The organism is Empedobacter sp. GD03797 (assembly GCF_029842105.1).
In the GTDB taxonomy this organism is placed as follows: domain Bacteria; phylum Bacteroidota; class Bacteroidia; order Flavobacteriales; family Weeksellaceae; genus Empedobacter; species Empedobacter falsenii_C.
On sequence record NZ_JAOCFS010000006.1, the window covers coordinates 130,363 to 147,786 of the forward strand.

Genomic DNA, 17,424 nt, shown 5'->3' on the forward strand with positions numbered 1-17,424 from the left:
ATTAAAAATATTTTTATTTAAAAAATCTCAGAGCAAAATGCTCTGAGATTTTTTGTTTTTTTCTTTATTTTCCTCCACTTCTATTTGCTTCTTCTGCATTAGACGTTTGACGTTTACTCACATTGATTTTTGAATTACCAAATTTATAAGAAACTGAAAAACGTATCGATTGCGAATCATAATATTGTCTAAACGATTGCGGAATATTTTGCACATTTGTCGACAATGTTGAAAGATCTGTTTTGAAAATATCATACGCCATCAACGACAACGTTAATTTCTTATCCATCGCCAAATATTTAAAACCTATATCTAACGAAGAACTTGAACTATAATTAAATTCTCTGTTTTTTCCTTTTGGTGTAAATGTATAATTAGCTTGAGCTGTAAACGTTTTTTTAGTATTTAAATTCAGGTTATTATAAACCGAAAAATTAGCTCCATTTCCTGTATATTCTTTATCTAATACATCAATTTCATTGATTGATTTATTAAATCCAAAATTAAATTCAAGATTAGATTCCCACCATTTATAAGGTTTTAAAGTTGATGATAAACTAATTCCGTAATTAGACATTTTATAATAATTTAGTCGCTTAAATATTTGTGTTTGCGTCAATTCTCCATCCAATTCTTGTTCTTGATGAAAAGCAATTTGACCAAAACCATCTTGTATATTCTGATAATAAACTTTTGCTTGTAAATAATCTTTGAATCCATAACTTAACTCGAAATTATACACAAAAGCTGGCTGCATAAAAGGATTTCCTTCTGTGTAAGAAATAGGATTACTGTACCATTTATTTGGATTTAATTCCCAAAAAGCTGGTCGTTGAATTCTTCGTCCAAAATTAAAATTGAAGGAATGATCTTCTGTAGGCTGATATTGAATATAAAATGTTGGAAATAATTTGAAATATTCTTTTTCTGTAACAGTATTCGTGGTAATCGAGTTGGCTTTAGATTGCATAAATTCTCCTCTAAGTCCAATTTTTGTTGACCATTTATCTGATAATTTTCGTTGATACGATAAATATAAACTTTCTACATTTTCGGTATAATTAAAATGATCATTTTGAGTCATCAAATTCTCATTGGTATTGATATCTGTAAAAACTGAATTTAATTTATAATCAGATTCTGTAGAACTTACTTTTGAACCAAATTCCCACGTTCCTTTTTTGTGTGGAAAATAAAAATCAATTTTCCCCGAAATGTTTTGAATATCCTTATCATTTAGATTATTTGCTAAAATTGTTTTGCGCTCTTTCTTGAAATACATATCCGAAATAAAATCATTTTCATTAGCTCCAGTATTCGACATATAATCTAAATCAACAGAAAATTTCTTTCCAATTGTATCAAACTTGTGAGTAAAATTTAAGTTCAAATTATAGTTATCTCCATCTCCACCTGTACGAGAATTGGTAGAAAAATCTTTGACAATCTGCCCATTTTGATTACTAATTGTTCTTGTTCTTTCTTTTCCTCCATTGTAATTATGACCTCCATTAAACTGAATTCCAACTGTATTTTTGTCATTTATCTTATAACTTAACGTTGTCAAACCAGAAAAACCGCGGTATATTTTTTTATTTCTTACCTTTTGATTCCAATGCTCAGTTGGATAATCATAATTCATATCGTTTGTGTAGATATTATTTCCTGTATAATGCGATAAATCAACCAATGCCGAAAACTTATCTTTGGAGTATGAAAAATTAATTCCATCATTCAAAATCCCATAAACACCTTGCGTATACGAGCTTCTCAACGTTGTACTCCACGCATTTTGCTTTGCTTCTTTCAATACAATATTGATTAATCCACTATTTCCCTCAGCTTCATATTTTGCAGGAGGATTTGTTATCACTTCAATCTTTTTGATATTTGCAGATGGAATACTTTTGAGATAATTTGTTAAATCGTTTCCACTCATCTGAACAATTCTATCATTTACCAAAACATTCACCATGCTTTTTCCAACAATAGAAATTTGATCATCTTTAATTTTGACAGAAGGTGTATTTTTCAAAGCATCTAAAGCATCTCCTCCAATTGCCGCAATAGAATTTTCTACATTAAAAACTAAACGATCAACTAATCGTTCATAAGTCTTCGCTTTTCCTTGCACCAAAACTTCCTTCAAACCTAATTGTTGACTCGTTATCGTAATATTTCCTACATCCAAATCATTGTTTACAGTTATTTTTCGTTGTTCAACAACTTTTCCCATTTCTTCTATCAATAATTCTACTTCTCCTTTTGGAGTTTTAAGAAGAAAAGTTCCATCTGTATTTGTTGTAATAAAATCTATAATAGAATCATTTTGAATGATAGAAACATCTAAAAATTCGACAGGTTGATTTTCTTGGTTGACAATTTTACCTTTTATAGAATATTGAGCAGATAAAAAATTCTGGAGTAAGAAAAGCGTTAGAATGGATGCGTAAAATTTCATTTGTATTAATTTTTATACCTTATAGACGCTTGAATCGTTAAAATGTTACATCTTTTTTTAGTCTAAAATGTTATTTTTTATAAATAATTGATTATGTTTATATTAATTAAATCATTACGACTATTATGAAAAAGAAACTATATCTATTTGCTATTGCAAGTTTATTCGCAACATCTACCATGTTTGCTCAAACTTCTAAAACTTTTGTCATAGATGCTGGACATGGTGGTTTTGATAAGGGTTCAAATAATGGAAATATTGTAGAAAGTGAATATTCTTTAGAATTAGCTCAAAAAATTCAACAATTAGCTAAAAAGAAAAATATCAATGTTATTTTAACAAGAGATGGGAATGATTTTCTTGATTTACAATCTCGTGTTGATAAAATGCATGAATTGGATCCTGAATTAGTTATCTCTTTGCATTTGAATAATGCTTCAAATAAGGAACTAAAAGGAGCTGAAGTTTTTATCAATAAAGATAATGTAGATGCAAATACAGAAAAAATTGGAACTGAATTAGCACAATTAGTAAGTATCAATTCCATTGAAAATAGAGGCTTGAAGAAAGCTAATTTCAAAATATTAAGAGATTCTAAAAAGCCAACTTTTTTAATCGAGTTAGGCTTCGCCAGTAATCCTACTGATGCCGAAACTTTGAAAAGTGCTTATCATAAAAATCAATTAGCAGAAAAAATTGTACAATTTTTAGAAAATTATCAATCGATATAAAACGAAAAAAAGGACTTCAAATTGAAGTCCTTTTTTCTATATTAATTTGCAAATTGTTTTAATCACAATTTCCGTCAACATCACAAGAAGCACCATTTTGTGGTTGATCCAAATGATCTTTTTCGTAAGCCTGTGTCAAAGCAGAAACGAAATACTCGACAGGTTGAGCACCAGAAAGTGCATATTTACGATCAATTACGAAAAATGGAACGCCAGAAACACCAATATTACGGGCATCTAAAATATCCGAAGCAACTTCAAAAACATTTGCATCAGAATTTAGCATTTCAAGAACTTCGGTTTTGTTCAAACCAATTTCTTCACCCAATTCAGCCAAAACTTCATAATCAGCTACATTTTTACCTTCAGTAAAATACGCTTTAAAAAGTCTTTCTTCTGCTTCCGAACCTTTTCCATTCGCTTGCGCAAAATGAATCAATCGATGAGCATCTCCTGTATTGACAACTTTAGAATTTTGTTGTTGAAAATCAATTCCAACAGCTTTTCCCATTTCAGCCAATTGATTATTCATTGCCGAAACTTGTTCTTCCGAAATTCCTTTTGCTTCGATCAAATAATCATTAACAGAAGTAATTTCAGTTTTAGATAAATCAGGATTTAACTGAAAACTTTTCCATTCAACCTGTATTTTATCTTGATAAGGAATTTGCGTTAAAGCTTGTTCAAAATGTTTTTTTCCGATGTAACAGAACGGACACATTACATCCGACCAGATTTCAATTTTCATATGGAAATTTTTGGTGTAAAAGTTTGTAAAAATACGCTTTTTATTTGAATGGATTCGGTTATTTTTCAGTTAATTTAATCTTGAAAAATTATTAACAAAATCTTGAAAAATAATCGTGCTAAATTGAGTTTTAAATTTGTTTAAGACAAGGTTTAAATTACCTTTGCAGTGAACCAAGATAAGATGATTAGTTTCATTTTTATTCCAAAACAAATAACGAACAAACAATATGTCAACACACGTAGTAGTCGGTCTTCAATGGGGTGACGAGGGAAAAGGAAAAATTACAGATGTATTAGCCGAAAAATCGGATTATGTTGTACGCTACCAAGGTGGTAACAACGCTGGTCATACAGTATATGTAGGCGATGATAAATTTGTCTTACACTTATTACCTTCTGGAGTTTTACAATGCAAAGGAAAATGTATTATTGCGAATGGTGTCGTAGTAAATCCTGAAGCTTTTTTTGCAGAAACTGAACAATTAGAAGCAAAAGGTTATTCTACAGATCACGTTTTTATCTCGAGAAGAGCGCATATCATTATGCCTTATCACATTTTGTTAGACGAATATCGTGAAGAATTTGCAGGAAAAGATAGTCAAATTGGTACAACAAAACGCGGAATTGGTCCTTGTTATGAGGATAAAGTAGCGCGCGTTGGTATTCGTGCAATTGATTTATTAAACCCTGAAGTTTTAGCAGAAAAAATCAAAGAAAATTTAGTGGTTAAAAATGCTTTATTCGAAAAATTATTCAATAAAGAGCCATTAAAATTCGAAGATATTTACGAAAAATATTTAGCTTACGGAGAGCGTTTGAAAGAACGTATCATGGATTCTGAATTAGAAATCAATCATGCGATTGACGAAGGTAAAAATGTATTATTCGAAGGTGCGCAAGCATTAATGTTAGACATCGATTTTGGTACATATCCATTCGTTACATCATCTTCTCCTACAACTGGTGGAGTTTGTGTTGGTGCTGGAGTTCCTCCTACAAAATTGAAAAATTTGATCGGAGTTTCGAAAGCATATTGTACACGCGTTGGTAACGGTCCTTTTCCAACAGAATTGGACAACGAATTGGGAGAACAAATTCGTCAAGTTGGTCACGAATTCGGAGCATCAACAGGTCGTCCACGCCGTACAGGTTGGTTAGATTTAGTAGCTTTGAAACACGCTTGTATGATTAACGGAATTACACATTTAGTAATCACTAAATTAGATGTAATGTCGAATATTGATACAGTAAAAGTTTGTACAGGTTACAAAACGGAAGACGGAAAAATCATTGATTATTTTACTTCTTCTACAACTAAATTAGCTGATTACGAAGCACAATACGACGAATTACCAGGATGGAAAGAAGATATTACGAACGTAAAATCTTTTGATGAGTTACCGAAGACAGCGCAAGACTACATCCACTATATTGAGAAATACTTAGGAATCGAAGTTTATTTAGTTTCGGTTGGACCAGAGCGTTCTCAAAACATTATTAGAACAACTTTATTTTAATAAATTAAATAGTATAGCCTGACTTTTTTGTTGGGCTATAACTTTATGAGATATTTTTATGAACGAAATTTTAGAACGATTAAAACAATTGAATTTAGGTATAGATTCTATCGTCCCAATAAAAGGTGGTGATATTAACGATGCTTTTCGATTAGAATCGTTTGATAAAAAATATTTTTTAAAGGTAAATTCCGCAAACAACTTTCCTCATCTTTTCAAGAAAGAAGCACGTGCTTTAGAAGCCATCAAAAAGACCAAAACATTTTCGGTTCCGAAAGTGGTAAATGTTGGCGAAGCTGGAAAAGATTTTCAATATTTATTATTAGAATGGATGGAAACCTCTACTCCAACTGTTGTAAATTGGGAAAACTTAGGAAAAAATTTAGCAAAACTTCATCAAAATACAAGTAAACAATTTGGTTGGTCAGAAGATAATTACATTGCAATTGTCGTTCAGCCAAATAGTTTAACAGATTCTTGGAGCGAATTTTATGCAAAAAATCGCATCATACCAATGATGAAACTACTGCAAAACAAACAATTAATCAATTCAAAACAAATAAAATCTGCAGAGAATTTATGTAAACAATTGAATTCGATATTTCCAGAAGAAAAGCCAGCTTTATTGCATGGAGATTTTTGGAACGGAAATATTTTAGCCAACAAAAAAGGTGAATTCTCGGTTATAGATCCTGCAATTTATTATGGTCATCGCGAAATGGATTTGGCTATTGCAAAGCTTTTTGGAGGATTTGATGATGTATTTTTTGATGCTTATCACGAAAATAATCCTTTAGCACCAAATTTCGAAGAGCGTTTACCGATTGCACAATTATTTCCATTGCTGATACACGCTTACCTTTTCGAAGGTTATTATGTGAAAGATGTGCAAACCATTTTGAAAAAATTTTAAAAAACAAAACAAACAAATACAATGAACAAGTATCAAAATCCTTTAGAATCGAGATATTGTAGCGACGAAATGCTATATATCTTTTCTCCTGAGAAAAAATTTACAACATGGAGACAGCTTTGGATTGCTTTAGCAGAAATTGAAAAGGAACTTGGATTAGATATTACAGACGAACAAATTCAAGAGTTAAAAGATAACGCAACTAATATTGATTATGATGTTGCTGCGGCTTACGAAAAGAAATTTCGTCACGATGTAATGGCTCACGTGCACACGTACGGAGATGTTGCACCAAGTGCAAAAGCGATTATTCACTTAGGTGCTACTTCAGCTTTTGTTGGCGATAACACAGATTTGATTCAGATTCGTGATGGATTTCAACACGTAAAAGGACAATTAATCAATGTGATTGATGGTTTAGCGAAATTTGCACGTCAATACAAAGATTTACCAACTTTAGGATTTACACATTTCCAACCAGCACAATTAACAACAGTTGGAAAACGTGCAACACTTTGGTTACAATCTGTTTTATTAGATTTAGAAGAATTAGAATTCAGAATAGATACATTACGTTTTCGTGGAGTAAAAGGAACAACTGGTACAGCGGCTTCTTTCAAAGAATTATTTGATGGAGATTACCAAAAAGTAAAAACATTAGACAAAAAATTGTCTGAACGATTCGGATTCAAAAATGTTTTTGCAGTTTCTGGACAAACTTACGATCGTAAAATTGATGCACAAGCATTAGAATTATTATCAAACATTGCTCAATCTGCACATAAATTCACAAACGACTTACGTTTATTACAAAATTTAAAAGAGATTGAAGAACCTTTCGAGAAAAATCAAATTGGATCTTCTGCAATGGCATATAAACGCAACCCTATGCGTTCTGAGCGTATAGCTTCTTTAGCGAAATACGTGATGTCTTTGGCAACTTCTCCTGCAATGGTTGCGTCTACGCAATGGTTCGAAAGAACGTTAGATGATTCTGCCAACAAACGTTTAGCGGTTCCTCAAGCTTTCTTAGCGATTGATGCAATTTTAATCATTTGGAACAATATTTTAGATGGTTTAGTCGTTTATCCTAAAATCATCGAGAAGCATATCGCAGAGGAATTACCATTTATGGCAACTGAATACATCATTATGGAAGGTGTTAAAAATGGTGGAGATCGTCAAGAATTACACGAAATTATTCGTACACACTCTATGGAAGCTGCAAAACAAGTGAAAATGGAAGGAAAATCTAACGATTTGATTGAGCGTATTATTGCTGATGATAATGTGAAGATTGATAAAGAAAAATTAGTCGAATTATTAGATCCGAAAAACTTTACAGGATTTGCTTCTGAGCAAACAGAAGAGTTCTTAAAAGATTTGGTTGATCCAATTATCGAAGAAAATAAAGCACTTTTAGGCGCTCATACAGACCTTAAAGTGTAAACACGCTTAAGACAAACACATGAAACAAAAAAAAGACTTCCGAATTGGAAGTCTTTTTTTAATTTTAACCTTTAATCAATTTCAATCAATGAGAAAATTCTTTCTGCTTTTTGCACTTATTTGTTCTTTTCAACTATTTGGACAAATCAAATATATTACGAATAAAGAATTTACTGTACAAGGAAAAGCCTTTGATAATACGCCTTTTTATCATAGAATTGATACCAACAAATACACAAATCTTCCCGAAAAAGTAAAAGGTTTATTTACTGCTCCCGCTGGATTATATGTTACATTCAAATCGAATACATCGCAAATAAAACTAGATTGGACAACTCGTTCTACTTATTTGGGTGCGAATACAACTGGAATTATGGCGCGTGGATTGGATTTGTATATCAAAGAAAACGGAAAGTGGGTTTTTGCGGGTGCGGCTTTACCAAATCAGCAAAATATCAAAAGTGAATATGATATTGTCAAGAATTTATCTAAAACAGAAAAGGAATTCATGCTTTATTTACCACTTTGGAACGAAATTACAGACTTAAAAATAGGAATTGATGCATCTGCTAATTTTATCAATCAACCGATTGTATATAAAAAGAAAATCGTGGTTTATGGTTCGAGCATTGTGCAAGGTGCGTCGGCAAGTCGTCCTGGAATGAATTATCCATCAATTTTAACACGAAAAACTGGTTATGAATTCATTAATCTTGGTTTGAGTGGAAATGCTAAAATTGAAATTGAATTAGCTGAAATGATTAAAGATATTCAAGGGGTTGATTTGTTTATCTTAGATTGTGTTCCGAATAGTTCACCCGAAGAAATCAAAAGTAGAACAATTCCATTCGTCAAATTACTCCGAAAATATCATCCAAAAACACCTATTTTGATGGTAGAAAGCTTGATTCGACCAATGAGTAAATTTGATTTAACAGCTCACGAAGATATGACAAGACAAAATCAAACCTATCGCGCCCAATACGATGCATTGATAAAAGAAGGTGTAAAAGATTTATATTTATTGAAAGGTGATAATTTAATTGGTTCGGATAACGAAGGTTCTACAGACGGAATTCATCCAAATGATTTAGGTTTTAGCAGATTATCAGAAGCAATTGAGAAAAAAGTAAATGAGATTTTGAGTAAGAAATAGATCAATACTTAACTCCGATTTTACGTAAAATAAAACCTAACAACCAAATTGGTCCGACCAACAGAAATTGTAAATCCTTAAGAAAACTTGGCTTCTTCCCTTCTATTTTGTGACCTACAAATTGCAGAATCCATGTAATGATAAAAACTACTAAATAAACTATCCAAGATTTTGTACCGAATTGAAGATTGCACAACGAAATAAAATATTCCATAATCAACATTAGAAAAATCATAATAATACCAACGACAACCGATAATCTAAAATAAAAGATTGAAACAATTACCAACGCAATAATTGACGCAATGCTCATATAACCAAAGTTCTGTACATACAAATGCGGTGTTGGAATGTAGGAAATAAAACCAAGAATCGTCCAAAAGATGAGTGGAACACAAATCCAATGAATGGTTTTGTTTGTCCCATTTTGATGACTTTCTCCATATTCACTAAAAAGTTCTTCTATTTTTCTCATTTTGGATGATTTTATATTAAATATAAATTAAAATTAGATAAGATCTAAAAATTATAAATAAGTTTAATAACTCAATATAGTAATTCATATATTTGAAAGCAATATTCAAAATAGAATTTTAATAAAATATGATTATCAGAACTGATGAAAAATTAAAACTTGAAGTTAAAAAAATTTTCATTGATAAGTGGAAGACAGATTATATGATTTCAAAATATAAAATTCATTATGTCGATAATTTGGAATCATTTGTTTATTTAGAAAATAACACAATTGTAGGGCTTTTAACTTTTGTTATTGAAAATAATGATATAGAAATTGTTTCATTAGATAGCTTTAAAGAAAATAATGGAATTGGTTCTCTTTTAATTAACGAAATAATAAAATATTATAAGATTAATAATTTTAAAAAAGTTTGGTTAGTAACTACAAATGATAATTTACATGCATTGAAATTTTATCAAAAAAGAAATTTCAATATTTCTAATATTTACTTAAATGCAGTTAATAAAGCAAGAGAGATTAAACCCTCTATACCTAAAAATGGCTATGATGACATTCCTATCTTACACGAAATCGAATTAACTTATTTATAAAATGATTTTATACGAGAAAGCCAACATCTAGATGTTGCCTTTCTCGTATACTTTGGAGCAACGACTCGTGAAAAGAAACACGAAGTGTTGATCTATATTATAAAAATTTTAAGCTTGCATGACAAAAATTGCGGGACGTTTATGAAAATCATACTTTTCATTTTTCCACTCTTTGATAGATAACGTGCGGATATCTTCGTCCTCTAATGTAATGTGACACGCCACACAAATCTTGGTTTCGGCACGAAGAATTTTCGTTAAATCGTCTACCATTTGATTGTTACGATACGGCGTTTCCATAAAAATTTGAGCAATTCCGGTTTTCACACTTTCTGCTTCCAAATGAGCCAATTTCTTTTTACGTTCCGTTTTATCGATTGGTAAATAACCGTGAAAAGCAAAGTTTTGACCATTCATTCCAGAAGCCATCAACGCCAACAAAATCGACGATGGACCAATCAAAGGCACTACCTTAATGCGTTTCTGTTGCGCAACTTTTACCAACTGCGCACCCGGATCTGCAACCGCAGGCAAACCAGCTTCGGAAATAATTCCGATCGTTTTGTTTTGATCCAATAATTTGATCAAATCTAACATTTCTTCTGGCTCTGTATCTTTGTTTAGAATGTAAATATCTAAATCGGCTTGAACTTTTTCGGGGCAAACTTGTTTGATAAATTTACGTGCAGATTTTTCATTTTCTACCACAAACGTATCAATTGCTCGAATAACGTCAAGATTGTATAAAGGCAATACTCTACTGTGTTCGCTTTCACCTAAAAGTGAAGGAATCAAATAAACTTTAGCCGTTTTCATTGTATAATTTTAAAGATTGTATTTTTTGATGATTCCGTCTGTTGCTTCATCTAGTAATTGATAAACATGCTCGAAAGCATCTTCACCATCGTAGTAAGGATCAGGCACATTTTGCGTTTGCCCTATTCCATCTTTCAAAATCAATTTGATTTTACTTTGCTCCTCTTCGTTCCGAGCCAATTTTTGCAAATCGATTAAATTTTGTTCATCCATTGCAAAGATTAAATCAAATTCATCGAAAAAAACTGGATTGAAATGCATCGCACGTTGATCAGAAATATCAACACCATGTTTTTTAGCAACCGCAACCGAGCGTCTATCTGGTTGTTCACCAACATGCCAATCGCCTGTACCAGCAGAATCTACCAAATGATTGTCGCCAACCTTTGCTTGTAAAATTCCTTCTGCCAACGGAGAACGACAAATATTACCTAAACAAACCATCAAAATTTTCATTGAAAAAGTATTTATAGATTAATCTGCAATTTTACGTGAAATATCTTCGATATAACCACGGAATTGCTTATCCGTTTCTTGTAAATTTTTCACTGTTTTACAAGCGTGTAAAACTGTTGCGTGATCACGTTTACCGATTTGCGTACCAATACTTGCCAAAGACGCTTTTGTATATTGTTTTGCAAAATACATTGCTAATTGACGCGCTTGTACCACATCACGTTTACGTGTTTTTGACTGAATATCTTCAATCTTCACTTTAAAGTATTCACAAACTGTTTTCTGAATGTAATCAATCGAGATTTCTTTGCGAGCTGTTTGTACTAATTTTGATAACGTACGTGCTGTTAAATCTAACGTAATTTCACGTTTATTCAACGTTGCTTGTGCAATGATTGAATTTAATGAACCTTCTAATTCACGCACATTTGTATCAATATTTTGTGCGATATAATCCATTACTTCATCAGGGAATTCGATGCCATCGTTTTCTAATTTTTGTTTCAAAATAGAAAGACGTGTATTGTAATCAGGATTTTGTAAATCGGCTGATAATCCCCATTTGAAACGAGAAATTAATCGATCTTCCATATCTTGAATATCTGCTGGAGATTTATCCGAAGTCAAAATAATCTGATTTCCTCTTTGATGTAAATGGTTAAATATATGAAAGAAAACTTCTTGCGTTTTTGCTTTTCCAGATAAAAACTGAATATCATCCATAATCAAAACATCAATCATTTGATAAAAGTGAATGAAATCATTTTGATTATTATTTTTTACAGCTTCGATAAATTGTTGTGTAAATTTCTCAGTCGAAACATACAAAACAGTTTTCTCTGGATGTAAATCTTTTACTTCTAAACCTATCGCATGCACCAAGTGAGTTTTCCCTAATCCTACTCCACCATAGATGAATAGTGGATTGAAAGAAGTCCCTCCTGGGCGTTTGGCAATCGCACGACCAGCCGCACGAGCTAATCGATTTGATTCTCCTTCGATAAAATTATTGAATGTATAATTATGATTTAATTGCGAATCAATTTTTAATTTTTGCAATCCTGGAATAACGAAAGGATTCATCATTTTACCAGCTTGCAAATTAATTGGCGCTTCTACCTCTTGTGGGCGAGGTTTTTCTTTGTTCGAACTTGGAATACGTACCGTAAATGGCTCACGTCCTTGCGACTTTTGATCCATCAAAATACTGTATACCAATTTTGCATCAGAACCTAATTCTTTTTGTAAGGCACTTTTTAAAATTTTGATATAATGCTCCTCTAACCATTCGTAAAAAAATTTACTTGGTACTTGTATTGTTAAAACATTATTATTTAGTTTGCCCGGACGTATCGGTACAAACCAAGTATTGAAGGCATCTTCCGCAATGTTGTCTTTTATAAAAGACAAGCATTTTTCCCACACAGAATTTGCAGTTATCGTCATAATATTGTCCAAAAGTGCTTAAGTTTTAATGTAAATTACTGAAAGTCAATGTTAAATTTTCATCAACCCTTCTCTACAAAATTGTGAACAAATTTTGAATAAAAAAAATGATTTAGGTATTGATATATTAAAAAATACTTTGTATAATTCAAAAATATCAATAAGTAGTTTTAGATAAAATAAAAGTATAGCAAAGATAATCTTTTCGGACATATTTTGGCTTATAAAACTAATAATTCATATTTTTGTATCACTATGGAAATTACACAAGAAAAAATTGACTTCGCAATTATCAAAGTAGAAAATCATTTAAATGATTTGGGCATCAAAAATAATTTTTCTCTTTTAAGAATTGAACAAGGTGAAGAAGAAAATGTAAGGACTTTTTATTATGAAATAGCAAATCCTACTTTCAAAACGATTATTCAAATTCAATATGATTTCTTAAAAGAAGAGCAAAAAGATTCTTCGCAAACTTCTTTTAGTTGGATGGATTACAAAAAAATTACTGAATAGACTTTTTCATTTTTTATATAATTAATGATAAAGTCTTTTTTTTGTTCTCTACTTTTGAAGATTAAAATGATGTTTTAGAAAATTATGGAGAAGATAGAACAAACCGAACAATTAAATGTTTTTCGCACCAAAACTCGTATTCTATATAAACACACTGATCAAATGAAAGTGGTTTATTACGGAAACTATCCAGAGTTTTATGAAATTGGTCGTGTAGAATTGATGCGTGAGCGTGGTTTTCCTTATGCCGAATTGGAAGCAATGGGAATTCAGATGCCAATTATCGAAATGCATACAAAATATATTGGTAGCGCTTTGTACGATGAATTAATCGAGATTGAAACTACAGTTCATGAGCGTGACAAAGGTGTTCGCATTCGATTTGATTACAATATATATAATGAAGCGGGAAAAATAATTAATCAAGGATACACTATTTTATGTTGTATTGATGCCGAAACTCGTCGTCCTGTTCGTATTCCAGAACGTATTTGGGCAAGTTTAGGTTTGTAATATTATTTAGAATGATTAATTATTCGTTAAAACAAATTCTTGCAAATGATTTCTCATTAAATTTGTTCCTTAACAAAACATGATTAAAAACGAATGTCAACACTTCAAGAAAAAATCAATCAAACGATTGTAGACGTTATCGATTTTCCAAAAGAAGGAATTGTCTACAAAGACATTACTCCATTGTTCTTAAATCCTGAACTTTCGGACGAAATTGTAGACGCTTTTGTAGAAAAAGCAAAAGGTAAAGTGGATATTGTTTGTGGAATTGAAAGCCGAGGATTTTTGTACGGAATTCAGATTGCACAAAAATTAAAAGTTCCTTTTGTATTAATTCGTAAAGCTGGTAAATTACCTCCTCCAACAATTAGTCAATCGTATGATTTGGAATATGGACAAGCAACGATAGAAGTAAATTCGAATTACATCAAAGATGGTGCGCGAGTTTTGATTCACGATGATGTTTTAGCAACTGGTGGAACTGCCGAAGCTTGTGCTAAATTGGTAGAAAAATGTGGAGGAAAAACAACACAATTTTCATTTATTGTTGATTTGACTTTCTTAAACGGAAAAGATAAATTAACGTCTTTTACAACTGATATTGTTACTTTAACAGAATATTAAACTAAAAACTCCGTTCAAAATTTTTGAGCGGAGTTTTTTATTTTTTAGGCGCTATAATCACTTCTGGTGCTCTTTCATTCCCGATATCCAACAAAGCTTTTATATTCGCTAAAATCTCTCTAAAACTCTGTTTACCTTCCGTTTTATAAGGTCCGCTATCTGCATTATATCCAATACAATCTAATCCGAAAACTTTTCCTAAGAAAAGCGCTCTTTTGAGATGATAAGATTGAGAAATTAAAATCACTTTATCAAATTGATAAATATTTTTGGTTCTATAAATCGTGCTATACGTGTCCAAACCTGCCCCATCGAGATAAGTATCTTCAATTTTGACACCTCTATCCAACAAGTATTTTTCCATCACGTCAATTTCATTAAAATTCTCGTGAAGTTTTTCTCCAGAAAGTAAAATTACATCCACTTGATCTTCTTTGTAAAGTCGAATTGCAGCATCCAAACGATCTTTCAAAAAACGAGTTGGTTGTCCATTAGCTTGAACTTTTGCACCAAAAACAACTGCCACACGATAATCTGACGGAATATTTCCTTGATAATTGTAAATGTAATACGAAGTAAAAATCTGAATAATCAATGCAACAATCAAAGTAAAAACCGCTATTAATCCAACGATAAACATACTTTTACGCATTACAAATCTTCCTATTTTTACAAGTTTACTCAACTATCTTTTGCTTTAAAAAATTTTAACATTCAAAAGTCTATAAGTTTAGTGATATTTAAAAATTATAAATGTGAAAATTATTTTAAATTTTTCATCGTAATTTTAGAGAATGAATGAGATTGAGTTAAGAACAGTTACCGTTGAACGCTATTTGCAACCTTTGCGCGAAGGTGGTTCTTTGCCTGCACTAGCTGATGCAGATGACGGTTTTAAATATGTTTTGAAATTTAAAGGTGCTGGTCATGGCCCTCGCATGCTGATTTCTGAATTGTTAGGAGGAGAAATTGCACGTGTTTTAGGATTTAAAGTTCCTGAATTAGTTTTTGCAAATTTGGACGAATATTTTGGTCAATCCGAAGCTGATGAAGAAATTCAGGATTTGTTAAAATTTAGCGAAGGAACTAATTTGGCTTTGCATTATTTATCTGGTGCAATCAATTATGATCCTGCTGTGATGAAAATTGATGATAAATTATCTTCGCAAATCGTTTGGTTAGATGCATTTTTGACGAATGTAGATCGTACTTTTCGTAATACAAATATGTTGATGTGGTACAAAGAATTGTGGTTGATAGATCATGGTGCATCTTATTATTTTCATCATTCGTGGGACAATTGGGAAAAAGCGGCTCTTGCTCCTTTTACACCAATTAAAGACCATGTTTTATTGAAAAATACGACAAAACTTGAAGAAGTTGATGCAGAATTTAAAGCGATTTTGAATGATGAAATAATTGATAAAATTGTCGATTTGATTCCTGATGAATGGTTAGAAACAGAAGTTACACATTCTACTCACGAAGAAATGAGAACGGTTTACAAAACATTTATCAAAACACGATTACAACACACCGAACTTTTTATAAACGAAGCGAACAATGCCAGAAAAAATCTTATATGAGTATGCAATTCTTCGTTTAGTTCCGAAAGTTGAACGCGAAGAATTTATCAATGTTGGAGTGATTTTATTTTCTAAAAAAGAAGATTATTTGAAAGTAAAATATTTTATTAATGATAATAGAATTAATGCTTTTTGCCACGAATTAGACCTTGATTTTATTGACAGTAATTTGAATGCTTTGTCTAAAATTGCCGAAGGAATTCATCCCGAATCTGCTGTCTCTAATTTCGAAACGCCAGAACGTTTTCGCTGGTTAACAGCTGTCAGAAGTTCGTCTATTCAAAGTTCTCGTCCGCATCCAGGTAAAACAACAAACCTTGATAAAACCTTGGATCGATTATTTAAAGAACATGTTTTGTAAAAGTTAAATACTTAAAAACGAATGTTTTAAAAATATTTTCTTAAATTTGGTTATACATTAATTTTAAATTATTTATCGCCATGAGTACATTAAGAAACAAAGTTCAGCTAATTGGGAATGTTGGTAGCAATCCTGAAGTTAAGACATTAGAAAACGAAAAGAAGCTTGCAAAATTTAGTCTAGCAACAAACGAAAGCTACACAAATAGCAAAAGTGAGAAAGTGCAGCAAACGACGTGGCACAATTTAGTTGCTTACGGACCAATTGTAAATGTGATCGAAAAACACGTAGAAAAAGGAAAACAACTTGCTGTAGAAGGCAAATTGACTTACCGAGATTATCAAGATAAAGATGGTCAACAAAAAACGATTACAGAAATTATAATTGATGAAATTGTACTTCTTTAACGTTTAAGATAAAAGGGAAACGAATTAGTTCGTTTCCCTTTTATTGTTTTATTAATTAACTTTTTCTAAAATAGTTTCCAAACTCTGGATTTATTACAATCATTAAACCTACTATTAGACTAAATATGATTATTAAAACGATATATGAAAGTATCATTAACAAAAAAATTAAAAAGATTTTCCATATAATCAATTTTACTGATTTTGTTGGATAATAATTCTTATAAAAGAAGAATAAAATAAATGGAAGTAATAAAAAACTTAATGATGTAATTTTAAAAATAATTTCCAAATCATTTTTAAAAAAATACATTAGTGGATAAATTATTAATATTGAACTTATTGTATAAAATGATAAAATAAATGAATTCATCACTACATGTTCATAATAATTTTCACCCCATTTTCTAAAAACAATTTTTGTAAGTATCGCAAAAAATGGAAGTAATGCTAACATCAATAATGCATTATTACTAGCTAAGAAGGCAATTATATCATTTGAAAACTCATTATTAAGTCCCATAGACTTATAAGTCTCTTTAAAAATGTCATTTAAACCAATTACTTGATAACTTAAAAATGATGCAATACCAGAAAGTGCTAGAGCAAACATTAAAGGCTTATAATGATTAACACGGCTTCCTTCAATAA

At 31.1% G+C, this 17,424-nt stretch carries 20 protein-coding genes; 12 read left to right on the forward strand and 8 right to left on the reverse strand.

The window, feature by feature from the left end; translation table 11 throughout:
* Positions 1 to 64 precede the first annotated feature (64 nt).
* Positions 65 to 2,461: an outer membrane beta-barrel family protein gene (locus N5D90_RS06905; RefSeq protein ID WP_280062007.1), complete on the reverse strand. Its 2,397-nt coding sequence runs from the start codon at positions 2,459 to 2,461 to the stop codon at positions 65 to 67.
* A 125-nt stretch (positions 2,462 to 2,586) separates the two neighbouring features.
* Between N5D90_RS06905 and N5D90_RS06910 the strand changes: the two genes are divergently transcribed.
* Complete coding sequence (locus N5D90_RS06910) at positions 2,587 to 3,192, forward strand: N-acetylmuramoyl-L-alanine amidase (protein ID WP_280062008.1); 606 nt, start codon at positions 2,587 to 2,589, stop codon at positions 3,190 to 3,192.
* Positions 3,193 to 3,250: 58 nt separating this feature from the next.
* On the opposite strand, the gene N5D90_RS06915 is transcribed toward N5D90_RS06910, so the two are convergent.
* A complete protein-coding gene (locus N5D90_RS06915; RefSeq protein ID WP_125349082.1) occupies positions 3,251 to 3,940 on the reverse strand; it encodes a DsbA family oxidoreductase in 690 nt (229 codons plus the stop codon).
* A 229-nt stretch (positions 3,941 to 4,169) separates the two neighbouring features.
* Here N5D90_RS06915 and N5D90_RS06920 point away from each other — a divergent pair, with 229 nt between their 5' ends.
* The 4 genes from N5D90_RS06920 (at position 4,170) to N5D90_RS06935 (ending at position 8,977) form a co-directional block, all read left to right on the forward strand.
* Positions 4,170 to 5,459, forward strand: a complete 1,290-nt coding sequence (locus tag N5D90_RS06920; RefSeq protein ID WP_280062009.1) for an adenylosuccinate synthase — start codon at positions 4,170 to 4,172, stop codon at positions 5,457 to 5,459.
* Between the two features lie 58 nt (positions 5,460 to 5,517).
* Positions 5,518 to 6,372 carry a fructosamine kinase family protein gene (locus tag N5D90_RS06925; RefSeq protein WP_114999887.1) on the forward strand — a complete coding sequence of 285 codons (855 nt, stop codon included), beginning with the start codon at positions 5,518 to 5,520 and terminating at the stop codon, positions 6,370 to 6,372.
* Positions 6,373 to 6,393: 21 nt separating this feature from the next.
* Positions 6,394 to 7,821 (forward strand): adenylosuccinate lyase, encoded by a 1,428-nt coding sequence (gene purB / locus N5D90_RS06930; RefSeq protein WP_038333596.1) that lies wholly within the window; start codon positions 6,394 to 6,396, stop codon positions 7,819 to 7,821.
* Between the two features lie 88 nt (positions 7,822 to 7,909).
* Positions 7,910 to 8,977: an SGNH/GDSL hydrolase family protein gene (locus tag N5D90_RS06935; protein WP_280062010.1), complete on the forward strand. Its 1,068-nt coding sequence runs from the start codon at positions 7,910 to 7,912 to the stop codon at positions 8,975 to 8,977.
* A gap of 1 nt (position 8,978) precedes the next feature.
* Here N5D90_RS06935 and N5D90_RS06940 read toward each other — a convergent pair whose 3' ends face one another.
* Positions 8,979 to 9,452 carry a DUF962 domain-containing protein gene (locus N5D90_RS06940; protein ID WP_280062011.1) on the reverse strand — a complete coding sequence of 158 codons (474 nt, stop codon included), beginning with the start codon at positions 9,450 to 9,452 and terminating at the stop codon, positions 8,979 to 8,981.
* A 128-nt stretch (positions 9,453 to 9,580) separates the two neighbouring features.
* Between N5D90_RS06940 and N5D90_RS06945 the strand changes: the two genes are divergently transcribed.
* Positions 9,581 to 10,048: a GNAT family N-acetyltransferase gene (locus tag N5D90_RS06945; RefSeq protein ID WP_038333592.1), complete on the forward strand. Its 468-nt coding sequence runs from the start codon at positions 9,581 to 9,583 to the stop codon at positions 10,046 to 10,048.
* Positions 10,049 to 10,156: 108 nt separating this feature from the next.
* Here N5D90_RS06945 and N5D90_RS06950 read toward each other — a convergent pair whose 3' ends face one another.
* From N5D90_RS06950 to dnaA, 3 genes are read right to left on the reverse strand one after another with little or no spacing between them, the layout of a single operon-like run.
* A complete protein-coding gene (locus N5D90_RS06950) occupies positions 10,157 to 10,864 on the reverse strand; it encodes an SAM-dependent methyltransferase (protein ID WP_280062012.1) in 708 nt (235 codons plus the stop codon).
* A gap of 9 nt (positions 10,865 to 10,873) precedes the next feature.
* Positions 10,874 to 11,320: a low molecular weight phosphotyrosine protein phosphatase gene (locus N5D90_RS06955; RefSeq protein WP_280062013.1), complete on the reverse strand. Its 447-nt coding sequence runs from the start codon at positions 11,318 to 11,320 to the stop codon at positions 10,874 to 10,876.
* A gap of 18 nt (positions 11,321 to 11,338) precedes the next feature.
* Positions 11,339 to 12,766 carry a chromosomal replication initiator protein DnaA gene (gene dnaA / locus N5D90_RS06960; RefSeq protein ID WP_038333589.1) on the reverse strand — a complete coding sequence of 476 codons (1,428 nt, stop codon included), beginning with the start codon at positions 12,764 to 12,766 and terminating at the stop codon, positions 11,339 to 11,341.
* 255 nt (positions 12,767 to 13,021) lie between these two features.
* Here dnaA and N5D90_RS06965 point away from each other — a divergent pair, with 255 nt between their 5' ends.
* The 3 genes from N5D90_RS06965 (at position 13,022) to N5D90_RS06975 (ending at position 14,419) form a co-directional block, all read left to right on the forward strand.
* Positions 13,022 to 13,282 (forward strand): hypothetical protein, encoded by a 261-nt coding sequence (locus N5D90_RS06965; protein WP_114999876.1) that lies wholly within the window; start codon positions 13,022 to 13,024, stop codon positions 13,280 to 13,282.
* 84 nt (positions 13,283 to 13,366) lie between these two features.
* Positions 13,367 to 13,795, forward strand: coding sequence for a thioesterase family protein (locus N5D90_RS06970; RefSeq protein WP_280062014.1), 429 nt, complete (start codon positions 13,367 to 13,369; stop codon positions 13,793 to 13,795).
* A gap of 93 nt (positions 13,796 to 13,888) precedes the next feature.
* On the forward strand, positions 13,889 to 14,419 hold the full coding sequence (locus N5D90_RS06975; protein WP_114999872.1) for an adenine phosphoribosyltransferase: 531 nt from the start codon (positions 13,889 to 13,891) through the stop codon (positions 14,417 to 14,419).
* Between the two features lie 37 nt (positions 14,420 to 14,456).
* On the opposite strand, the gene N5D90_RS06980 is transcribed toward N5D90_RS06975, so the two are convergent.
* Complete coding sequence (locus tag N5D90_RS06980; RefSeq protein WP_147279974.1) at positions 14,457 to 15,104, reverse strand: vancomycin high temperature exclusion protein; 648 nt, start codon at positions 15,102 to 15,104, stop codon at positions 14,457 to 14,459.
* 109 nt (positions 15,105 to 15,213) lie between these two features.
* On the opposite strand from N5D90_RS06980, the gene N5D90_RS06985 reads away from it, so the two are divergent.
* The 3 genes from N5D90_RS06985 (at position 15,214) to N5D90_RS06995 (ending at position 16,773) form a co-directional block, all read left to right on the forward strand.
* Entirely contained in the window at positions 15,214 to 16,005 is a 792-nt protein-coding gene (locus N5D90_RS06985) for a HipA family kinase (protein WP_114999869.1), read from the forward strand.
* Entirely contained in the window at positions 15,983 to 16,366 is a 384-nt protein-coding gene (locus N5D90_RS06990) for a DUF3037 domain-containing protein (RefSeq protein WP_038333583.1), read from the forward strand. The genes N5D90_RS06985 and N5D90_RS06990 overlap by 23 nt, the downstream gene beginning before the upstream one ends.
* A gap of 80 nt (positions 16,367 to 16,446) precedes the next feature.
* Positions 16,447 to 16,773 (forward strand): single-stranded DNA-binding protein, encoded by a 327-nt coding sequence (locus N5D90_RS06995; RefSeq protein ID WP_038333582.1) that lies wholly within the window; start codon positions 16,447 to 16,449, stop codon positions 16,771 to 16,773.
* Positions 16,774 to 16,828: 55 nt separating this feature from the next.
* On the opposite strand, the gene N5D90_RS07000 is transcribed toward N5D90_RS06995, so the two are convergent.
* Positions 16,829 to 17,424 (reverse strand): hypothetical protein (locus N5D90_RS07000; RefSeq protein WP_280062015.1); only part of this gene is annotated, 596 nt, incomplete at its 5' end.